The 15,075-nt window shown below is 69.0% G+C and carries 17 protein-coding genes; 3 read left to right on the top strand and 14 right to left on the bottom strand.

What is annotated here, in order from left to right:
- Positions 1-4: 4 nt before the first annotated feature.
- The 5 genes from ACG02S_RS23735 to ACG02S_RS23715 all read right to left on the bottom strand — a co-directional run bounded on the left by ACG02S_RS23735 (position 5) and on the right by ACG02S_RS23715 (position 5,793).
- The gene (locus ACG02S_RS23735) at positions 5-1,210 is read right to left on the bottom strand and encodes a hypothetical protein (protein WP_394472979.1); all 1,206 of its coding nucleotides are present in this window, start codon (positions 1,208-1,210) and stop codon (positions 5-7) included.
- 43 nt (positions 1,211-1,253) lie between these two features.
- Positions 1,254-2,636, bottom strand: coding sequence for a DUF1501 domain-containing protein (locus ACG02S_RS23730; protein WP_394472978.1), 1,383 nt, complete (start codon positions 2,634-2,636; stop codon positions 1,254-1,256).
- Positions 2,633-4,342, bottom strand: a complete 1,710-nt coding sequence (locus tag ACG02S_RS23725; protein WP_394472977.1) for a DUF1800 domain-containing protein — start codon at positions 4,340-4,342, stop codon at positions 2,633-2,635. Before ACG02S_RS23725 ends, ACG02S_RS23730 begins: the two co-directional genes overlap by 4 nt.
- Positions 4,343-4,451: 109 nt before the next feature.
- A complete protein-coding gene (locus ACG02S_RS23720; RefSeq protein ID WP_394472976.1) occupies positions 4,452-5,090 on the bottom strand; it encodes a 3-oxoacid CoA-transferase subunit B in 639 nt (212 codons plus the stop codon).
- 1 nt (position 5,091) lies between these two features.
- The gene (locus ACG02S_RS23715; protein WP_394472975.1) at positions 5,092-5,793 is read right to left on the bottom strand and encodes a CoA transferase subunit A; all 702 of its coding nucleotides are present in this window, start codon (positions 5,791-5,793) and stop codon (positions 5,092-5,094) included.
- A 100-nt stretch (positions 5,794-5,893) separates the two neighbouring features.
- Between ACG02S_RS23715 and ACG02S_RS23710 the strand changes: the two genes are divergently transcribed.
- Positions 5,894-6,445 carry a LuxR C-terminal-related transcriptional regulator gene (locus ACG02S_RS23710; protein WP_394472974.1) on the top strand — a complete coding sequence of 184 codons (552 nt, stop codon included), beginning with the start codon at positions 5,894-5,896 and terminating at the stop codon, positions 6,443-6,445.
- Positions 6,442-7,398 (top strand): DUF3667 domain-containing protein, encoded by a 957-nt coding sequence (locus tag ACG02S_RS23705; protein WP_394472973.1) that lies wholly within the window; start codon positions 6,442-6,444, stop codon positions 7,396-7,398. The genes ACG02S_RS23710 and ACG02S_RS23705 overlap by 4 nt, the downstream gene beginning before the upstream one ends.
- Here the strand turns inward: ACG02S_RS23705 and ACG02S_RS23700 are convergent, their stop codons facing one another.
- The 6 genes from ACG02S_RS23700 to ACG02S_RS23675 are packed head-to-tail and all read right to left on the bottom strand — an operon-like array spanning position 7,399 to position 10,862.
- Positions 7,399-8,241 carry a 2OG-Fe(II) oxygenase gene (locus ACG02S_RS23700; RefSeq protein WP_394472972.1) on the bottom strand — a complete coding sequence of 281 codons (843 nt, stop codon included), beginning with the start codon at positions 8,239-8,241 and terminating at the stop codon, positions 7,399-7,401.
- 3 nt (positions 8,242-8,244) lie between these two features.
- Positions 8,245-9,024: a peroxide stress protein YaaA gene (gene yaaA, locus ACG02S_RS23695; protein WP_394472971.1), complete on the bottom strand. Its 780-nt coding sequence runs from the start codon at positions 9,022-9,024 to the stop codon at positions 8,245-8,247.
- Positions 9,025-9,062: 38 nt separating this feature from the next.
- Positions 9,063-9,683: a DUF599 family protein gene (locus tag ACG02S_RS23690; protein WP_394472970.1), complete on the bottom strand. Its 621-nt coding sequence runs from the start codon at positions 9,681-9,683 to the stop codon at positions 9,063-9,065.
- 3 nt (positions 9,684-9,686) lie between these two features.
- Complete coding sequence (locus ACG02S_RS23685) at positions 9,687-10,100, bottom strand: DUF6691 family protein (protein WP_394472969.1); 414 nt, start codon at positions 10,098-10,100, stop codon at positions 9,687-9,689.
- Positions 10,101-10,109: 9 nt separating this feature from the next.
- On the bottom strand, positions 10,110-10,544 hold the full coding sequence (locus tag ACG02S_RS23680; RefSeq protein WP_394472968.1) for a YeeE/YedE family protein: 435 nt from the start codon (positions 10,542-10,544) through the stop codon (positions 10,110-10,112).
- 3 nt (positions 10,545-10,547) lie between these two features.
- Positions 10,548-10,862 (bottom strand): metalloregulator ArsR/SmtB family transcription factor, encoded by a 315-nt coding sequence (locus tag ACG02S_RS23675; RefSeq protein WP_394472967.1) that lies wholly within the window; start codon positions 10,860-10,862, stop codon positions 10,548-10,550.
- A gap of 78 nt (positions 10,863-10,940) precedes the next feature.
- Between ACG02S_RS23675 and ACG02S_RS23670 the strand changes: the two genes are divergently transcribed.
- Complete coding sequence (locus tag ACG02S_RS23670; RefSeq protein WP_394472966.1) at positions 10,941-11,822, top strand: MBL fold metallo-hydrolase; 882 nt, start codon at positions 10,941-10,943, stop codon at positions 11,820-11,822.
- A gap of 93 nt (positions 11,823-11,915) precedes the next feature.
- On the opposite strand, the gene ACG02S_RS23665 is transcribed toward ACG02S_RS23670, so the two are convergent.
- The 3 genes from ACG02S_RS23665 to ACG02S_RS23655 form a co-directional block, all read right to left on the bottom strand.
- Positions 11,916-13,055, bottom strand: coding sequence for a branched-chain amino acid ABC transporter substrate-binding protein (locus ACG02S_RS23665; protein WP_394472965.1), 1,140 nt, complete (start codon positions 13,053-13,055; stop codon positions 11,916-11,918).
- A gap of 117 nt (positions 13,056-13,172) precedes the next feature.
- Complete coding sequence (locus tag ACG02S_RS23660; RefSeq protein ID WP_394472964.1) at positions 13,173-13,595, bottom strand: DNA polymerase III subunit chi; 423 nt, start codon at positions 13,593-13,595, stop codon at positions 13,173-13,175.
- Positions 13,596-15,059 (bottom strand): leucyl aminopeptidase, encoded by a 1,464-nt coding sequence (locus ACG02S_RS23655; protein WP_394472963.1) that lies wholly within the window; start codon positions 15,057-15,059, stop codon positions 13,596-13,598.
- Positions 15,060-15,075: the final 16 nt, after the last annotated feature.

Here is a 15,075-nt window from a genome sequence, read left to right as displayed (position 1 = left end):
CATCTTAGGCAGGCCTGGCCGGCGGGCGCGGCACGTAGCCCCGCCAGAAGTCCCGCCAGCGCGGCAGCGCCCAGTCATCGCCCTGCGAATGCGCAGCGGCCACCGCATCGTCGACCAGCGGCTGCAGGTGCTCGCGGGCCGCGTCGGCGCCGTCGCGCGCCTCCAGCAGGCCGCGATAGGCCGTCAGGAAAGCCAGTCGCGCCCGCGCGTCGGCGCCGGGCAGCTTGTCGCGGACGATGGCTGGCACCCAGGCGTCCGGCTCGTCGAGGCGCCCCTGCTGCACCAGCATCCACATCAGGTCACCGGCCATCTCGGTGACCTGGCTGGCGTCGTTGCAGCGCGGGCAGCCGGGCTCGTTCCAGCGGGCGTCGAGGTAGTGCGCGAGGTAGAAGCGATAAAGGGGAATGAAGTTGGCATCGTGCCCGCGCGACAGCAGCCCGGCGAGCGCCGAAGGCTGGTCACGCAGCGCCAGCATGCGGGCGCGGGCCAGCTTGAAGCTGCGCTCGGAAGCCCCGCCGCGCTGCCACCACGCACCCGGGTCGCGCCAGACATACCCCAGCGACGCGGCGGCAGAGACCGGGTCGACGCCATGCCAGGGCAGACGCGCCCACCACCAGGGCCGCGGCACCGCAGCGTCCAGCGCGGGCCAGGCCGGCCAGCGTGCTTCGAGTGCGAGGTCGGCGTCGTGCGACGCGCGGTCGCGCAGCGCCCGCGCCTGACCACCGGCGATGGGCAGCAACAGCGCCAGCGTCAACACGGCCAAGCGTCGCCGCACGGCGCGCCGCCTGGCCGCAGGCTCAGCGTAGCGCCGGTGCAACGAGGCATGCGGCAGCGCCCAGCCCACGGCGGCAAGCAGCAACCCGAGGGCGGGCGCCTGCCACAACTGAAAGGGGTGAGCCAGCACGAATGCCTCGTGGGCCGGCAGCGTTAGCGGGTCGTGCAAGACCGCCAACAAGTCGCCCTCGTCAATCAGCGCGTAGATCAGTGGTGCCAGGAACACTTCCTGGGTGAGTTGCCCATCGCGACGCGGATCGGCCACCTCCACCACCACGCTCAAGCGCACGGAGCGGCGGCTGGTGCCGGTCGCGCCCGGCTGGCTGCTGCGGCGTAGCTCGACCACGCGCCCCTCGAGCCGCAGGCCGTCCTGCAGCCAGGTGAGACGCTGCTGGACCAGCCAGCCGGTCCAGAGCACGGCCAGCAGCGCAGGCATCAACAGCAGCGCCTGGATCAGCCCCCGCCGCCAGCCGAGTCGGTCAGGCCGCAAAGTAGCCGAGGTCCCGCGTCGAGTAGTTGGCAATCTGTGGCAGTACCAGCGGCAGGTCGGTGGCCGACACGCCCATCCACGTCGCCAGCGTGGCGGCCAGCTGGTCGACGCCGGTGGTGGGCAGCAACCGCCCCTGGCCCACGTCGTCCGGCCCGTTGACGCTGACCGATGGCAGCGTGCCGTAGTAGCGCCCGCCCTTGACCGCGCCGCCCATGATGAAGTGGTGGCTGCCCCAGCCGTGGTCGCTGCCGTCGCCGTTGCTGGTGAGCGTGCGGCCGAAGTCGCTGGCGGTGAAGGTGGTGACCTGGTCGGCCACGCCCAGCTCGACGGTCGCGGCGTGGAAGCTGGCCAGCGCGCCGTCGATGCTGCCCAGCAGCCCCGGATGCTGGGCCACCAGCAGGTCGTGCAGGTCAAAGCCGCCCAGCGACACGAAATAGACTTGGCGCTTCGCGCCTAGCGCCTGGCGCGCCGCGATGAGGCGCGCCACCATCAGCAGCTGGTTGGACAGGCCGCTGGTGGTGTCGAAGGGTGTGGCCAGCGTGGACTGGGCGGACAGCGCCGTACCCAGCGTAGCCTGCGCGTCCACCGAGCGCTTGACGACGCGGTTCAGCTCGGCCTCCATCCAGTGGCCGCGGTCCGACGTGATCAGCTCGCGCAGCGCCGTGGCGCAGGCCTGCGAACCGAACAGTGGCCGCGTGACGCCATTGATGGCGACCGCGCCACCGGTGGAGACCTGGTACTGCACGGCCTGCTTGCCGGCCATGAAGACTGCGTTGCCCGACACGTTGATGCAGGTGAAGGTGGAGGTGCCGTTGCCGTTCAGGAACAGGTCGCCGATGCGCCCCCCCCAGCCGCTGATGGCGCCCTCGGGCGTGCTGGCCTGCCAGACGGACTGCTGGTCGTTGTGCGAGAACAGCTTGGGCGGCAGCGGCACGCTCTTGGCCTTGTACTGGGTCAGCGTGGTCGGCTGCACCAGCGTGCCGACGTTCAGCTGCACGGCCAGTTTGCCGGCGTCCCACAGGCCCTTGAGGCGGCCCATCTGCGGCGCCAGCGCCATCTGCCTGCCGCCGACGATCTGCGACAGCGCCGTGGCGGCCAGCGCGTCGCGCGGCGTGGCCAGCGTCTGGCGGATGGTGGCGTAGGCGGCGTGGCTGGCGGCATCAAACGGCACCAGCGTGTTGCCGTAGTCGTTGCCGCCGTACAGAAACAGGCAGACCAGCGCCTTGTAGTCGCTGGGCGCGGCCTGCGCGGCGGCCTCGCCCATGGCGGCGAGGTTCAGCGCCCACGGTGCGGCCGTGCCGGCCAGGCCGAGCGCTGAGGAGCGGCGCAGGAACTCGCGGCGCTGCAACTGGGGGAGTTGGTTGAGCTTCATTTCTGGACCTGGTACTCGGGGCACGCCATCAGCATCAGCACCGCCGCATTGACGCGGTTGCGCTTGCCGGCGTCGTTGGTGGCCGCGATGGTGGCGACGGCCGCGACGATCTTGGATTGCGTCTCCACCGAGATGGCGTCGCCCGCCAGCCGCAGCGCCAGGTTGGCGACCAGCGCCGGCACGTCGGCGGCAAGCGCCAGCTCGGCCGTGTAGTCGCCCTTGACCTCGCCAACGCCGCTGCCGATGACGGTCTGCATGAAGTTCAGATAACCCGCGACGGTGCTCTCGTTGCAAAGCTGGAACTCCGGGGCGGTGATGCCGTTGGTGCCCAGCGTCGAGTTGGGCGGCACATAGCCCGGGCGGAAGAAGTTGAACACCGAAGGGCTGCGCAGCGGGCTCTGGCCCAGCCGGGTGGCCGGGTTGCTGGTATCGCCGATGTTCCAGACGCCAGTGGGCGACGTGGCGCCGAAGCTGCGGCCCCACTGGATGAGCCGCTGCACCGGCTCGCGCAGCCGGCCCGTGGAGGGGCTGGCTGCAGGTCGCCGCGCTTCGGCATCCAGCAGCACGGCACGCACGACGGCCCTCAGGTCGCCGCGCACACCGGCGCCGTTGTCGGCCCACACGGCGGCCACGCGGCTCACGTAGGCCGGGCTGGGGTGGGACGCCACCAGCCGCTGGATCAGCTGCCGGCCGATGAACGGGCCCACGTTGGGGTGCGCCGCCAGCGTGTCCAGCACGATCTTCAAGGCCGCGGGCGCGTCGGCCGTGGATGGCACATCCACGCCCAGCACCTTCTTGGCACCGGCCGTGAAGCGCGAGGCCACGTTGACCATGGGTTTCCTGACGTAGGCTGGGTCGGTGGCGCTGCTGCCGTCGTAGTCCCAGCCGGTCAGGATCTGTGCCAGCTCGGTGATCTGCGCCTGCGTGTAGCTCTCCTGCGGCTTGCCGTCGGCGCCCGGCTTGGGGCTGCCATCGGCATTCAGCAGCACCAGGCCGATGCTGAACAGCTGCATGCATTCGCGCGCGTAGTTCTCGTCGGGCACGCGGCCGGTGCGGGTGTCGGCTTTCTGGTTGCCGCGCATGTTCAGGTAGACACCCATCGCGGGCGACAACGTCACCGCCTCCAGCAGCTGGCGGTAGTTGCCAAAGGCGTGCTGCTCCAGCAGGTCCATGTAGGCCGCGCCCATCAGGCCGCGCCACTGCACCGGCAGGCCGGCGATGGAGACGACAAAGATCTCGGACAGTGCCAGCACCACGCGCTGTCGCAGCGTGTCGGGTGCCGAGATCAGCTTGCGCCACAGCGTGTTGTCCAGACCCGTGAAGCTGTTGCGGTTGGCCTCCACGGCGTAGCCGCGCTCCACCATCCAGTCGAAATGACCCGCGCTGACTGGCAGGGCGAACTGCGCGTCCAGCCAGACGGCATAGCCGTTGGCCTTGATGGTGGCGATGTCGGCAGTGGACGCCGCGAAGCCGGCCTGAGCGAGGAAGCGCGCGGCCTCGGCATCGGTGGGCGGCGCGGGCGGCGGTGCGGCTGGCGGGGGCGGCGCCGACCCCGTCGGACCGGCGCCGGGCCCCGCGTCGCTGCCGCCACCCCCACCACCGCAGGCGGTCAGCAGTGCCGCTGCGGCGAGCGCAGCGGCAGCCGGTGAGAGCGACGTTTCGAGGTCAGCCGCCGGAAGCGGCGGCGCGGTCAGCAGATCGGGCATGGGGCGTCCAGGTCAATGCGCGCCGCATGTTCGCTGCGGCGGCGCACTTTGGCACGCCTGTCACTTGCCAACCGTGAGAAACGCCGCTGCGTTTACCGAGAGAAACATCTCACAACAATTGGACGCCTGTCTTGCTCTGCGCGAACTCGCGCGTGACGCCGTCTGCCAGCTCCACGACCCGGATGCCACCCGGCACGACGTCGAACACGCCCAGGTCCGTGATGATGCGGTCCACCACCCCCACGCCGGTCAGCGGCAGCGTGCAGCTGGGGATGATCTTGAAGTCCTCGCTACCGTCCTTCTTGCGGGCCACGTGCTCCATCAGCACGATGACGCGCTTCACGCCGGCCACCAGGTCCATGGCGCCGCCCATGCCCTTGACCATCTTGCCCGGGATCATCCAGTTGGCCAGGTCGCCGGCCGCGCTCACCTGCATGGCGCCCAGGATGCTGAGATTGATCTTGCCGCCGCGGATCATCGCGAAGCTGTCGTGGCTGCCGAAGATGCTGCTGCCGGGCAGCGTGGTCACGGTCTGCTTGCCGGCGTTGATGAGGTCGGCGTCCACCTCGTCCTCGGTCGGGAACGGGCCGATGCCCAGCATGCCGTTCTCGCTCTGCAGCCAGACTTCCTTGTCCGCCGGCACATGGTTGGCCACCAGCGTCGGGATGCCGATGCCGAGGTTCACGTAGAAGCCGTCTTCCAGCTCCTGGGCCGCACGGGCGGCCATCTGGTCTTGGGTCCAGGCCATGTCAAGCCTCCTGCCTGAGGGTTTTCTTCTCGATGCGCTTCTCGGGGTGCGCATTGAGGACGATGCGGTGCACGTAGATGCCCGGCAGGTGGACGCTGTCGGGGTCCAGCGCGCCGGTCTCGACGATCTGCTCCACCTCCACGACCGTCAGCTTGCCGGCCATGGCCACGGCCGGGTTGAAGTTGCGCGCTGTGCGGCGGAACTGCAGGTTGCCGCTCTTGTCTGCCCGCCAGGCCTTGACCAGCGACACCTCGGGCAGCAACGCCCGCTCCATGACGTAGGTGTCGCCGTCGAACTCGCGCAGCTCCTTGCCCTCGGCCACCAGGGTGCCCACGCCGGTCTTCGTGAAGAAGGCCGGGATGCCGGCGCCGCCGGCGCGCAGCTTCTCGGCCAGCGTGCCCTGCGGCGTGAACTCCAGTTCCAGCTCGCCGGCCAGGTACTGGCGCTCGAACTCCTTGTTCTCGCCGACGTAGCTGGAGATCATCTTGCTGATCTGGCGCGTCTCCAGCAGCTGGCCCAGGCCGAAGCCGTCCACGCCGGCGTTGTTCGAGATGACCGTCAGGTTCTTCACGCCGGTGTCGCGCAGCGCCGCGATCAGCGCCTCGGGAATGCCGCACAGGCCGAATCCGCCCACCGCCAGCAACTGCCCGTCCTTCACGATGCCGCGCAGCGCCTCGCCGGCGCTCGGGTACAGCTTGTTCATGCCACCGTCTCCATCAGTGCAAACAGGCGCACAGCGTAGCGGCGCGGAGCTACGTAGTGGCTTACGTAGAATCGCGTAATCCCACCGGCGGCTTGAGGCCATGACCAGCGACGTCCCGGACTACCGGCTGGCCTTCGAGCTGGCGCCCATCGGCCTGGTACTGTCCGAACAGCGCATCGTGCGCGACTGCAACCAGCATGTGCTCGCCATCTTCGGCGCGCGCCGCGAGCAGATCGTGGGTCAGAGCTTCGAGCAGCTCTACCCCTCGCCCGATGAGTACCAGCGCACCGGCGAACGCATCGTCGCCAGCCTGGACGAGCAGGGCCGCTACGGTGACGACCGCGTCATGAAGCGCGTCGACGGCAGCCTGTTTTGGTGCCACGTGACCGGCCGCGCGCTGGACCCGCGCGACCCGCATGCGCGCGGCATCTGGAGCTTTGAGGATCTGTCCGCCCGCCGCACGCTGAGCGCCGAACTCACGCCGCGCGAGCGCGAGATCGCGGCGCTGCTGATCGACGGCCTGACCAGCAAGCTCGTCGGCCGGCGCCTGGGCATCAGCCACCGCACGGTGGACGTCTACCGCGCGCGGCTGATGAAGAAATACCAGGCGTCCAGCACGCCCGACCTGATCCACAAACTGCTGTCCGCATGAGCCACCCGCACTCGCATCCACACGCGCCCGAGCTGCCCTACTGCCGCAACTGCCATTTCACGCTCGCCGTGCCCCGGCCGGTCCATTGTGGCCATTGTGGGCAGGAGACCGACCTGCATCCGCCGTCGGTGCGCGAGATGTTTACCGAGTACCTGGGCCACTACGTCGCCTTTGACGGCCCGCTCTGGCGCACGCTGTGGGCACTGGTCTGCATGCCCGGCCACCTGACCAATGCCTACTTTCACGGCGCGCGGCGGCGCTATGTGTTGCCGCTGCGGGTCTACCTAAGCGCGAGCTTCATCTTCTTCATCGGCTGGGCACTGCTGCCGCAGGGGCCGACGCAGACGGTGGAGCCGGACAGCGAGGTCGTCACACGCGCGGATGGGTCGGTGCGCCTGCGCGTGAAGCCCGGCATGTCGCCCGCAGACGCAGCCCGGGAGGCCGCGGCCCTCGCACAGGGTGCCAGTGCGCCGGCCAGCGTGCAGGTGCATACCCGCATTGGCGACTGCGACCCGGCACGTCCGCACACCTGCACCGTCGTCGAGCGCATGCTGACCCGGCTCGTCAACAAGGCGGAGGCGGTGACGTTTGATCAGTGGAAGGCGCGCGGCCGCGCGTTGGCACCATACGCGATGCTGGCCATGCAGCCCATTTTTGCGGCGCTGCTGCTGGGCATGTTCGCCGGCAGCGGCCGGCGCTACGCGGAGCACTTCGTGTTCTCGCTGCACAGCCACAGTTTGTGGTTCCTGGCACTGCTGCTGGCGATTGCGATCGGCCTGGAGGGCCCCGTGTTGCTGGCCGTCTTCATCCACGGCCTGGCGGCGATGCGCCGCGTCTACGACCTGCGCTGGTGGGGCGCATTCTGGCGTGGCGGGCTGCTCAGCCTCCTGTACTTCGTGCTGCTGGCCGTCATGGTGCTCGCGACGCTGACGCTGATCGCGGCCACCTCTTGATCAGTTGAACACGCCCTGGCGCAACCATTTGGTCGCCACCCACTTCTCGCCGTCCAGCACCGGCGAGCCGCCGTGCAGGCTCTGCGTGGAGGGGTGCGGCCGGTCGTAGCTGAAGAACACCGCGTGGCCCTTCAGCGGCGCGACGTCCAGGCCGATGTCCGGAAAAATCGTGGAGCCGCCGGCCGTGGGTGTGTTCAGGTAGATCACGAGCGTGGCGACGCGCTGGCCGCCACGCTTGAGGATGTTGGGTGTGCTGACGTGGCCGGGGTCGAAGTAGTCGTAGTGCGGCTGGTACTCGGCACCGGGGCGGTAGCGCAGCACCTGCAGGCCTTCACCGTGGTCCAGCGGCCAGCGCAGCAGCGTCGCGATGCGCGACTCGACGCGGCGTATCAGGTCCGTCTCGCAACGCTCGAAGAACATGCCTTCACTGGTGCGCGCAGCATTCACCTCGCTGCCGTCCGCGCCGGTGGCCACCGTCTCGGAGCGCGCCAGGCGCTTGGTGGCCAGCGCGACGATGCCGTCGCACTCCTCGTGCGACAGCAGGTCGGCGAACACCACCACGCGCGGCTGGCGCATCGCCATGACGACCTTGACCTCGCGGTCGCCGGCGTGCAGCACCGGCGAGAAGCGACTCAACTCGGGCTCCGGCAGGCCGGGCGTCGCGCCGGGCGGCGCCGTCAGCGTGGCCGACTGGCCCAGCACCCGCGCCAGTGCCTGGCGTGCGATGCCTTCGTCCCAGCCGCTGCCCGTCATGGCCGCAAGGATGCTCTCGGACGGGTGGCCGACGCGGCTCTGCTCAGTGATCCACTCGCACAGTTCGGTGGTGATGACTTGTTGGCTCATGGTTTACGGCTTGCGGCGGAACACGAGTTGGTCGGGGGTGGACGCGTCGGGTGCGAGGCGGTAGCCATCCAGGTCGAAGCCCTTCAGGCCGTCGGGCGTTTCGATGCGATTCTGTACGCACCAGCGCGCCATCAGCCCGCGTGCGCGCTTGGCGAAGAAGCTGATGATCTTGTAGTCGCCGTTCTTCCAGTCCAGGAACTGGCAGTCGACGACGCGCGGCTTCAGCACCTTGCGGTCGGCGGCACGGAAGTATTCCTGCGACGCGAGGTTGACGATGACGGGCGCTTTCTCGCCCCGCGCCAGCTTGTTCAGGTGCAGCGCCAGGCGGTCGCCCCACCAGTCGTACAGGCTGGCCCCGGCCTCGCTCGCCAGCCGCGTGCCCATCTCAAGTCGGTAGGGCTGCATGCGGTCCAGCGGGCGCAGCAGGCCGTACAGGCCCGACAGCATGCGTACGTGCTGCTGCGCCCAGGCGAGGTCGTCGGCGGTCAGCGACTTGGCGTCCAGTCCGTCGTAGACGTCGCCGTTGAAGGCCAGCACGGCGGGCTTGCTGTTCTTGTCCGTGAAGCGCGGGCGCCAGGCGGCGTAGCGGTCCACGTTGAGCTGCGCCAGCGGCTCGGACAAATCCATCAGCTCGCGCACGTCCGCCACGCTCTTGGTGCGCAGCACGGCGATCAGCGCAACGGTGTCGTCAAGGAACTGCGGGCGGGTCAGCGCGTCGGCCAGTTCGGGGGGCGTGGGCGTGTCGTAATCCAGCGACTTGGCTGGGGAGAGCAGGAACAGCATGGGCGCGGATTTTGAGGCATGCGCGTCGGCCGCCGCGCTCAGCCCCCTACCGCGTCCGCGTCGAAGCGGTCCAGCGAGTACAGCACCGCAGCGACCAGCGCCGCGGCAACCGGGCCGGCGGCTGGCAGCAACAGGGCCGCGACGACCGGCGCTACCAGCACCAGCTGGCGCAGGCCCACGCCGTAGAGCAGGCCGGCCCGGCGCACGTAGCCGACGCCGGCCTCGGTCCAGCGCACCCGCGCCGGCGAGCCCACCGGCAGGCCGCCGATGAAGCCGGCATGGTTGTACAGGCGCACCGCCATCAGCGTGGACGCCAGCGACGCAAACAGCAGTGCCAGCAGCACCAGCTCCAGCAGCAGGCGCGGGTGGGGCGTGGTCGACGCCAGGCCGGCGTGCAGCGACGGCGCCGCCAGCGTGACGCTGCCCATCAGCGCCAGCGCGGCCGTGGAGGCCAGCAGCGTGGCGGACATCAGCGAGTTGCGCAGCGTCTGCACGGCCAGCAGCTCCGCGCCCGGCTGCGCCGAGACCACGCGCAGCCACTCCTCCCGCAGTCCGGCATGGCGGGCCGCAGCCAGCCGCCGCGGCAGCAGCACCAGCAAGCCCTCGTAGGCCAGCAGCACCGCCACCGTCAGGCAGACCGGCATCCACGAGGCATCCATGGCTCAGCCCTTGCGCTGCAGCAGCTCGAACAGCCCCATGCCGGCCAACATCGCGGCGACGAAGACAAGCGCCTTCAACTCTCCCATGCCCAGCGCGACCAGCGCGGGCCCCGGGCAGAAGCCAGCCAGCCCCCAGCCCACGCCGAACAGCAGGCTGCCGCCGATCAGCCGGCGGTCGATGTGCCGCGCAGTGGGCAGCTTGAAATCCAGACCCATCAGCGTGCGCCCCGACCGGGCCGCGATGGCGAAAGCCACCATGCCCACAGCGATGGCACCCACCATGACCAAGGCCAGCGACGGGTCCCAGGGCCCGGCAAGGTCGAGAAAGCCCAGCACCTTGGCCGGGTCGGCCATGGCGGACACGATGAGACCCAGGCCGAACACCAGGCCGGCGATCAGGGCAGCAAGAACAGGCATGACGACTCCTCAAAAGCTCAACAAGTGGCGCATCACGCCGACCGTGGCGAAACCCGCGCCCATGAACGCCAGCGTGGCCACCAGCGAACGTGGCGACAGCCGGGACAGGCCGCAGACCCCGTGCCCGCTGGTGCAGCCCGAGCCGTAGCGCGTGCCCACGCCGACCGCCAGCCCGGCCAGCACCAGCAGGCCCCAGCCGGCGTCGATGCGCGGCGCCGGCACGGCGGCCAGCAGCGCATAGGCCAGCGGCGCGACCACCAGGCCGCCCACAAAGGCCGCCCGCCAGGCTACGTCGCCGCGCACCGGCCTCAGCAGGCCGCCGAGCACGCCGCTGATGCCGGCGATGCGGCCGTTGAGCAGCAGCAAAAGCGCCGCCCCCAGCCCGATCAATGCACCGCCGGCCAGCGCGGCCATCGGTGTGAAGGCGTTCCAGTCGATGTTCATCGTTCACTCCTTGGGGCAATAGAGGTCGTACAGCACCGCCAGCACCTGCAGCACCCGCGGGTCTGACACGCTGTAGAAGATGCGCTTGCCGTCGCGGCGCGTGTCCACGACCCCCTCCCCGCGCAACACGCCCAGTTGCTGCGACAAGGTCGGCTGATGGATGCCGAGCACGGCCTCCAGGTCGCCCACCGACATCTCGCCCTGCGACAGCTGGCACAGCAGCAGCAGGCGCTCGGGGTTGGCCAGTAGCTTCAGCGCGGCCACGGCCTCGCCGGCGGCGGCGCGCAACTGGTCGGGGTTGATGACTGGGTGAGACATGCGTCGCTCCGATGTGTTGACTTCACTTTATTGATCAATATAATATTTGTCAATACATTGAAGCCACCGGGAGTTCCCATGACCGCGCGACCGTCCATCCAGGCTTTCTTCGACGACGCCACCGGCACCGTCTCCTACGTCATCGCCGACCCGGCCAGCCGCTGCGCGGCGGTGGTCGACCCCGTGCTGGACTTCGACCTGAAGTCAGGCCGCACTGGCACCGTCCAGGCGCAGCGGCTACTGGAGCATCTGCGGGAGCAGGACCTGACCGTGCAATGGATCCTTGAGACGCACGCCCATGCCGACCACCTGTCCGCCGCGCACTGGCTGCAGCAGCAGGTCGGCGGGCGCATCGCGATCGGCGAGCACATCCGCGAGGTGCAGGCGACGTTCAGGAAGCTCTACAACCTGGAGCGCGGCTTCCTGCCGGACGGCTCGCAGTTCGACCACCTGTTCCAGGATGGCGAGGCGTTTCACATCGGCGAGCTGAAGGCGCAGGCGCTGCTGGTGCCGGGCCACACGCCGGCCGACATGGCCTACGTCGTGGGCGATGCCGTGTTCGTGGGCGACACCCTGTTCATGCCCGACGTGGGCACCGCACGCGCCGATTTTCCCGGTGGCGACGCTCGCACGTTGTATGCCTCGGTGCAACGCATCCTGGCAATGCCGCCGCAGACCCGCGTGTTCGTCTGCCATGACTACCCGCCCACGCAGCGAGCCCCGGCCTGGGAGAGCACGGTGGCGGACCAACGCGCAGGCAACATCCATGTGCGCCACGGCATCAGCGAGCAGGCATTCATCGCCATGCGCCAGACGCGTGACGCGACGCTGGACGTGCCCACGCTGATCCTGCCGTCCATCCAGGTCAACATCCGCGCCGGTCGGTTGCCGGCTCCCGAAGACAACGGCGTGGCCTACCTGCGCATTCCGCTGAACGCGCTGCTCGCAACACACCGCTGACATGCGCACCAATGAAAACCGGCCCGCTGTGATAACACAGCGAGCCGATGACAGGGGTCTGCGTCGCGGGCCAAGGGCCCGCTTCAAGCCTGCTTAACGAACCACGGCGACCTGCTCGCGGTTGCCACCCTTGTAGGTGTACAACGTCAGCGCGCCGTTCTTGATGTCACCCTTCTCGTCGAAGGCGATGGTGCCCGTTACGCCCTTGTAGCCGGTGGTCTTGGCCAGCACCGGCAGGTACTTGGCGGGGTCGGACGAGCCGGCCTTGACCATCGCGGCCACCAGCACGTTGACCGCATCGTAGACGTACGGAGCGTAGATCTGCACGTCGGCATTGAACTTGGTCTTGAACTTGGCCTTGAAGTCGTCCATCGACTTCTTGGCTTCGCCCTCGACGCCACCGGCCTCGGCACAGTAGACCTGGCTGTCGGCCATGGTGCCGGCGGCCAGCTTGGGCAGCTCGCCCGTGCAGATGCCATCACCGCCCATGAACTTGGCGTTGATGCCCAGCTGCTTCATCTGGCGCAGCATCGGGCCGGCCACGGCGTCCATGCCGCCGAAGAAGACGACGTCGGGCTTGTTGGACTTCAAGGAGGTCAGGATTGCAGTGAAGTCCGTGGCCTTGTCGGTGGTGAACTGGCGACCGACGACCTTGCCGCCTGCGCCCTTGACGCCCTTCTCGAACTCGTCGGCGACGCCCTGGCCGTAGGCCGTGCGGTCGTCGATGACGGCGATCGACTTGCCCTTCAGCGAGTTGACCGCGTACTTGCCCAGCGTGCCGCCCAGGTGCACGTCGTCAGCCACGACGCGGAACGTCGTCTTGTAGCCGTTGCGGGTGAACTTGGGATTGGTGGCGGACGGCGAGATCTGCGGGATGCCGGCGTCGCTGTAGACCTTGGAGGCCGGGATGGAAGTGCCCGAGTTCAGGTGGCCCACCACGCCGGCGACCTTTGCGTCGACCAGCTTTTGCGCGGCTGCCGTGCCCTGCTTCGGGTCGCCGGCATCGTCTTCAGCCAGCAGTTCCAGCTTGACCTTCTTGCCGCCGATGGTGACGCCCTTGGCGTTCAGCTCCTCGATGGCCAGGCGCGCGCCCATCTCGTTGTCCTTGCCCAGGTGAGCGATCTGGCCGCTGGTCGGGCCCACGTGGCCGATTTTGACGACCTCCTGCGACATCGCCGTGCCGCTCAGCAGCACTGCCACTGCACCCACTACCACATTCAGTTTGACTTGCATGGATCAACTCCGGTTTGGAAGAGATGGAAAGACAAAAACCGTTGATGTTTTCAACCGCGAGAACATACCCCAATTCCAGGGGGCGGACTCATACGGGAAAGCCTGGACGCCGGCTTGTCAACCGTTGGCGGTGAAGTGGTCCAGCGTGGCACCGGACTGCTTGTAAGCGCGGTAGCGGACGCGCCCCGCCTGCACCGCTTCGGCCGACTGGCCCACGACCTCCAACACGCGCTCGAACTCGAACGCGGCCGTCGGCAGTGACGCCGACAGGTTCAGCAGCAGCCCGCGATGCGGCAGTTGCGCCGCATCGTCCACCAGCAACACCTCGCCGGCCATGGGCGGCGTCGCGCCATCCCAGCGCCGGTGCGGGATGAACTCGGCCGCGTCGAAGCTCCACAGCAGCTGGTCCAGCGCCGCCGCCTTCGCCGCATCCACGCAGATGCCCAGCGGCTTGCCAGCAGCCAGCGCCTTGCGCACCAGCCGGCAGGCGAATCGCAGCGGCTCGGACGACTCGCTGTAGAAGCTGACCTGTTGAACCACTTACTTCGCGTGACTCAGCACGAAGTGCGTCAGCAGCCCCACCGGGCGCCCCGTCGCGCCCTTGGCGGCGCCGCCTTTCCAGGCCGTGCCGGCGATGTCCAGATGGCCCCAGCGGTACTTGCCGGCGAAGCGCTGCAGGAACTTGGCCGCCGTGATGGAGCCGCCCGCGCGGCCGGCGATGTTGGGCACGTCGGCGAAGTTGCTCTTCAGGCCTTCGGCGTATTCGTCGTCCAGCGGCATGCGCCAGCACGGGTCCAGCGCCGCGTCGCCGGCGGCAGTCAGCGCGGCAGCCAGTTCGTCGTCGCTGGCATACATGCCGCTGCGCACGCCGCCCAGTGCGATGACGCAGGCGCCGGTCAGCGTCGCCACGTCCACCACCACCGCCGGCTTGAAGCGCTCGGCGTAGGTCAGCGCGTCGCACAGGATCAGGCGCCCCTCCGCATCGGTATTCAGGATCTCGATGGTCTGGCCCGACATGGACGTGACCACGTCGCCCGGCTTCACGGCACGGCCGCTAGGCATGTTTTCGCAGGCGGCCACGATCATGACCAGGTTCAGCTTCGGACGAAGTTCGGCCACCGCGCGCAGCGTGCCGATGACACTGGCCGCGCCGCCCATGTCGAACTTCATCTCGTCCATCTCGGCGCCCGGCTTCAGCGAGATGCCGCCGGTGTCGAACGTGATGCCCTTGCCGACCAGCACCACCGGCGCCACCGTCTTGGCCGCGCCTTCGTAGCGGGCGACGATGAAGCGCAGCGGCTCGTCCGAGCCCTGGGCCACCGACAGGAAGCTGCCCATGCCGAGCTTCTCGACGGCCTTCTTGTCCATAACCTCGACCTTCAGGCCGTGGGTCTTGCCGATCTGCTGCACGACCTCGCCCAGGTACGTGGGCGTTGCGTAGTTGGCCGGGCGGTTGGCGCATTCGCGTGCCAGCTCGATGCCGGCGGCGATGGCCTCGCCCCGCATCAGGCCGGCCTTGGCCGCCTTCAGATCGGCCTTGGCCACCAGCAGCGCCAGCTTCGCCAGCTTGGACGCGGCCGGAGCGCTGGGCTTGGTGTGGCGGTAGACGTAGACGGCATCGGTGGCGGTGACCGCGGCCTGCTCGGCCAGCGCCTCGGCCAGCCCGGCGTCAAAGCCTGCGAACACGACGGCCGCACTGGCCACGCCGCGCGACTTGACCTGGGCCAGTGCCGCCGCCAGCGCCGAACGCGCAGCGGCCAGCGTCGTCTTGCCACTGGCCGCCAGCACCAGACGCGTCGCCTTGATGCCTGGCGCCTGCGTCATGGTGAGGGCCTGCCCGGCCTTCAACGCGAAGTCTCCGAGCTTGATCGCGGACTGTGCCTGTTGGGCGACAGCGGCGTCCAGGCCTTGCGGCAGCGTGTCGCCACCGAGCACCACGACGAGAGCATCTGCACCGACGGTAGCCAGCGCGTCCAGCTCTGTGGTTTGAACCTTGAAGTCCATAATGACCAAAAGTAGA

This window comes from Pelomonas dachongensis, assembly GCF_043555865.1.
GTDB classification, from domain to species: domain Bacteria; phylum Pseudomonadota; class Gammaproteobacteria; order Burkholderiales; family Burkholderiaceae_C; genus Pelomonas; species Pelomonas dachongensis.
This window is presented reverse-complemented; position numbering and strand designations above follow the sequence as displayed.

Bases quoted from the DNA above. Each gene is read 5' to 3' on its own strand.
- ACG02S_RS23735 (WP_394472979.1), bottom strand. From the start codon at position 1,210: ATGCCTGCGCTGCTGGCCGTGCTCTGGACCGGCTGGCTGGTCCAGCAG.
- ACG02S_RS23730 (WP_394472978.1), bottom strand. From the start codon at position 2,636: ATGAAGCTCAACCAACTCCCCCAGTTGCAGCGCCGCGAGTTCCTGCGC.
- ACG02S_RS23725 (WP_394472977.1), bottom strand. From the start codon at position 4,342: ATGCCCGATCTGCTGACCGCGCCGCCGCTTCCGGCGGCTGACCTCGAA.
- ACG02S_RS23720 (WP_394472976.1), bottom strand. From the start codon at position 5,090: ATGGCCTGGACCCAAGACCAGATGGCCGCCCGTGCGGCCCAGGAGCTG.
- ACG02S_RS23715 (WP_394472975.1), bottom strand. From the start codon at position 5,793: ATGAACAAGCTGTACCCGAGCGCCGGCGAGGCGCTGCGCGGCATCGTG.
- ACG02S_RS23710 (WP_394472974.1), top strand. From the start codon at position 5,894: ATGACCAGCGACGTCCCGGACTACCGGCTGGCCTTCGAGCTGGCGCCC.
- ACG02S_RS23705 (WP_394472973.1), top strand. From the start codon at position 6,442: ATGAGCCACCCGCACTCGCATCCACACGCGCCCGAGCTGCCCTACTGC.
- ACG02S_RS23700 (WP_394472972.1), bottom strand. From the start codon at position 8,241: ATGAGCCAACAAGTCATCACCACCGAACTGTGCGAGTGGATCACTGAG.
- yaaA (WP_394472971.1), bottom strand. From the start codon at position 9,024: ATGCTGTTCCTGCTCTCCCCAGCCAAGTCGCTGGATTACGACACGCCC.
- ACG02S_RS23690 (WP_394472970.1), bottom strand. From the start codon at position 9,683: ATGGATGCCTCGTGGATGCCGGTCTGCCTGACGGTGGCGGTGCTGCTG.
- ACG02S_RS23685 (WP_394472969.1), bottom strand. From the start codon at position 10,100: ATGCCTGTTCTTGCTGCCCTGATCGCCGGCCTGGTGTTCGGCCTGGGT.
- ACG02S_RS23680 (WP_394472968.1), bottom strand. From the start codon at position 10,544: ATGAACATCGACTGGAACGCCTTCACACCGATGGCCGCGCTGGCCGGC.
- ACG02S_RS23675 (WP_394472967.1), bottom strand. From the start codon at position 10,862: ATGTCTCACCCAGTCATCAACCCCGACCAGTTGCGCGCCGCCGCCGGC.
- ACG02S_RS23670 (WP_394472966.1), top strand. From the start codon at position 10,941: ATGACCGCGCGACCGTCCATCCAGGCTTTCTTCGACGACGCCACCGGC.
- ACG02S_RS23665 (WP_394472965.1), bottom strand. From the start codon at position 13,055: ATGCAAGTCAAACTGAATGTGGTAGTGGGTGCAGTGGCAGTGCTGCTG.
- ACG02S_RS23655 (WP_394472963.1), bottom strand. From the start codon at position 15,059: ATGGACTTCAAGGTTCAAACCACAGAGCTGGACGCGCTGGCTACCGTC.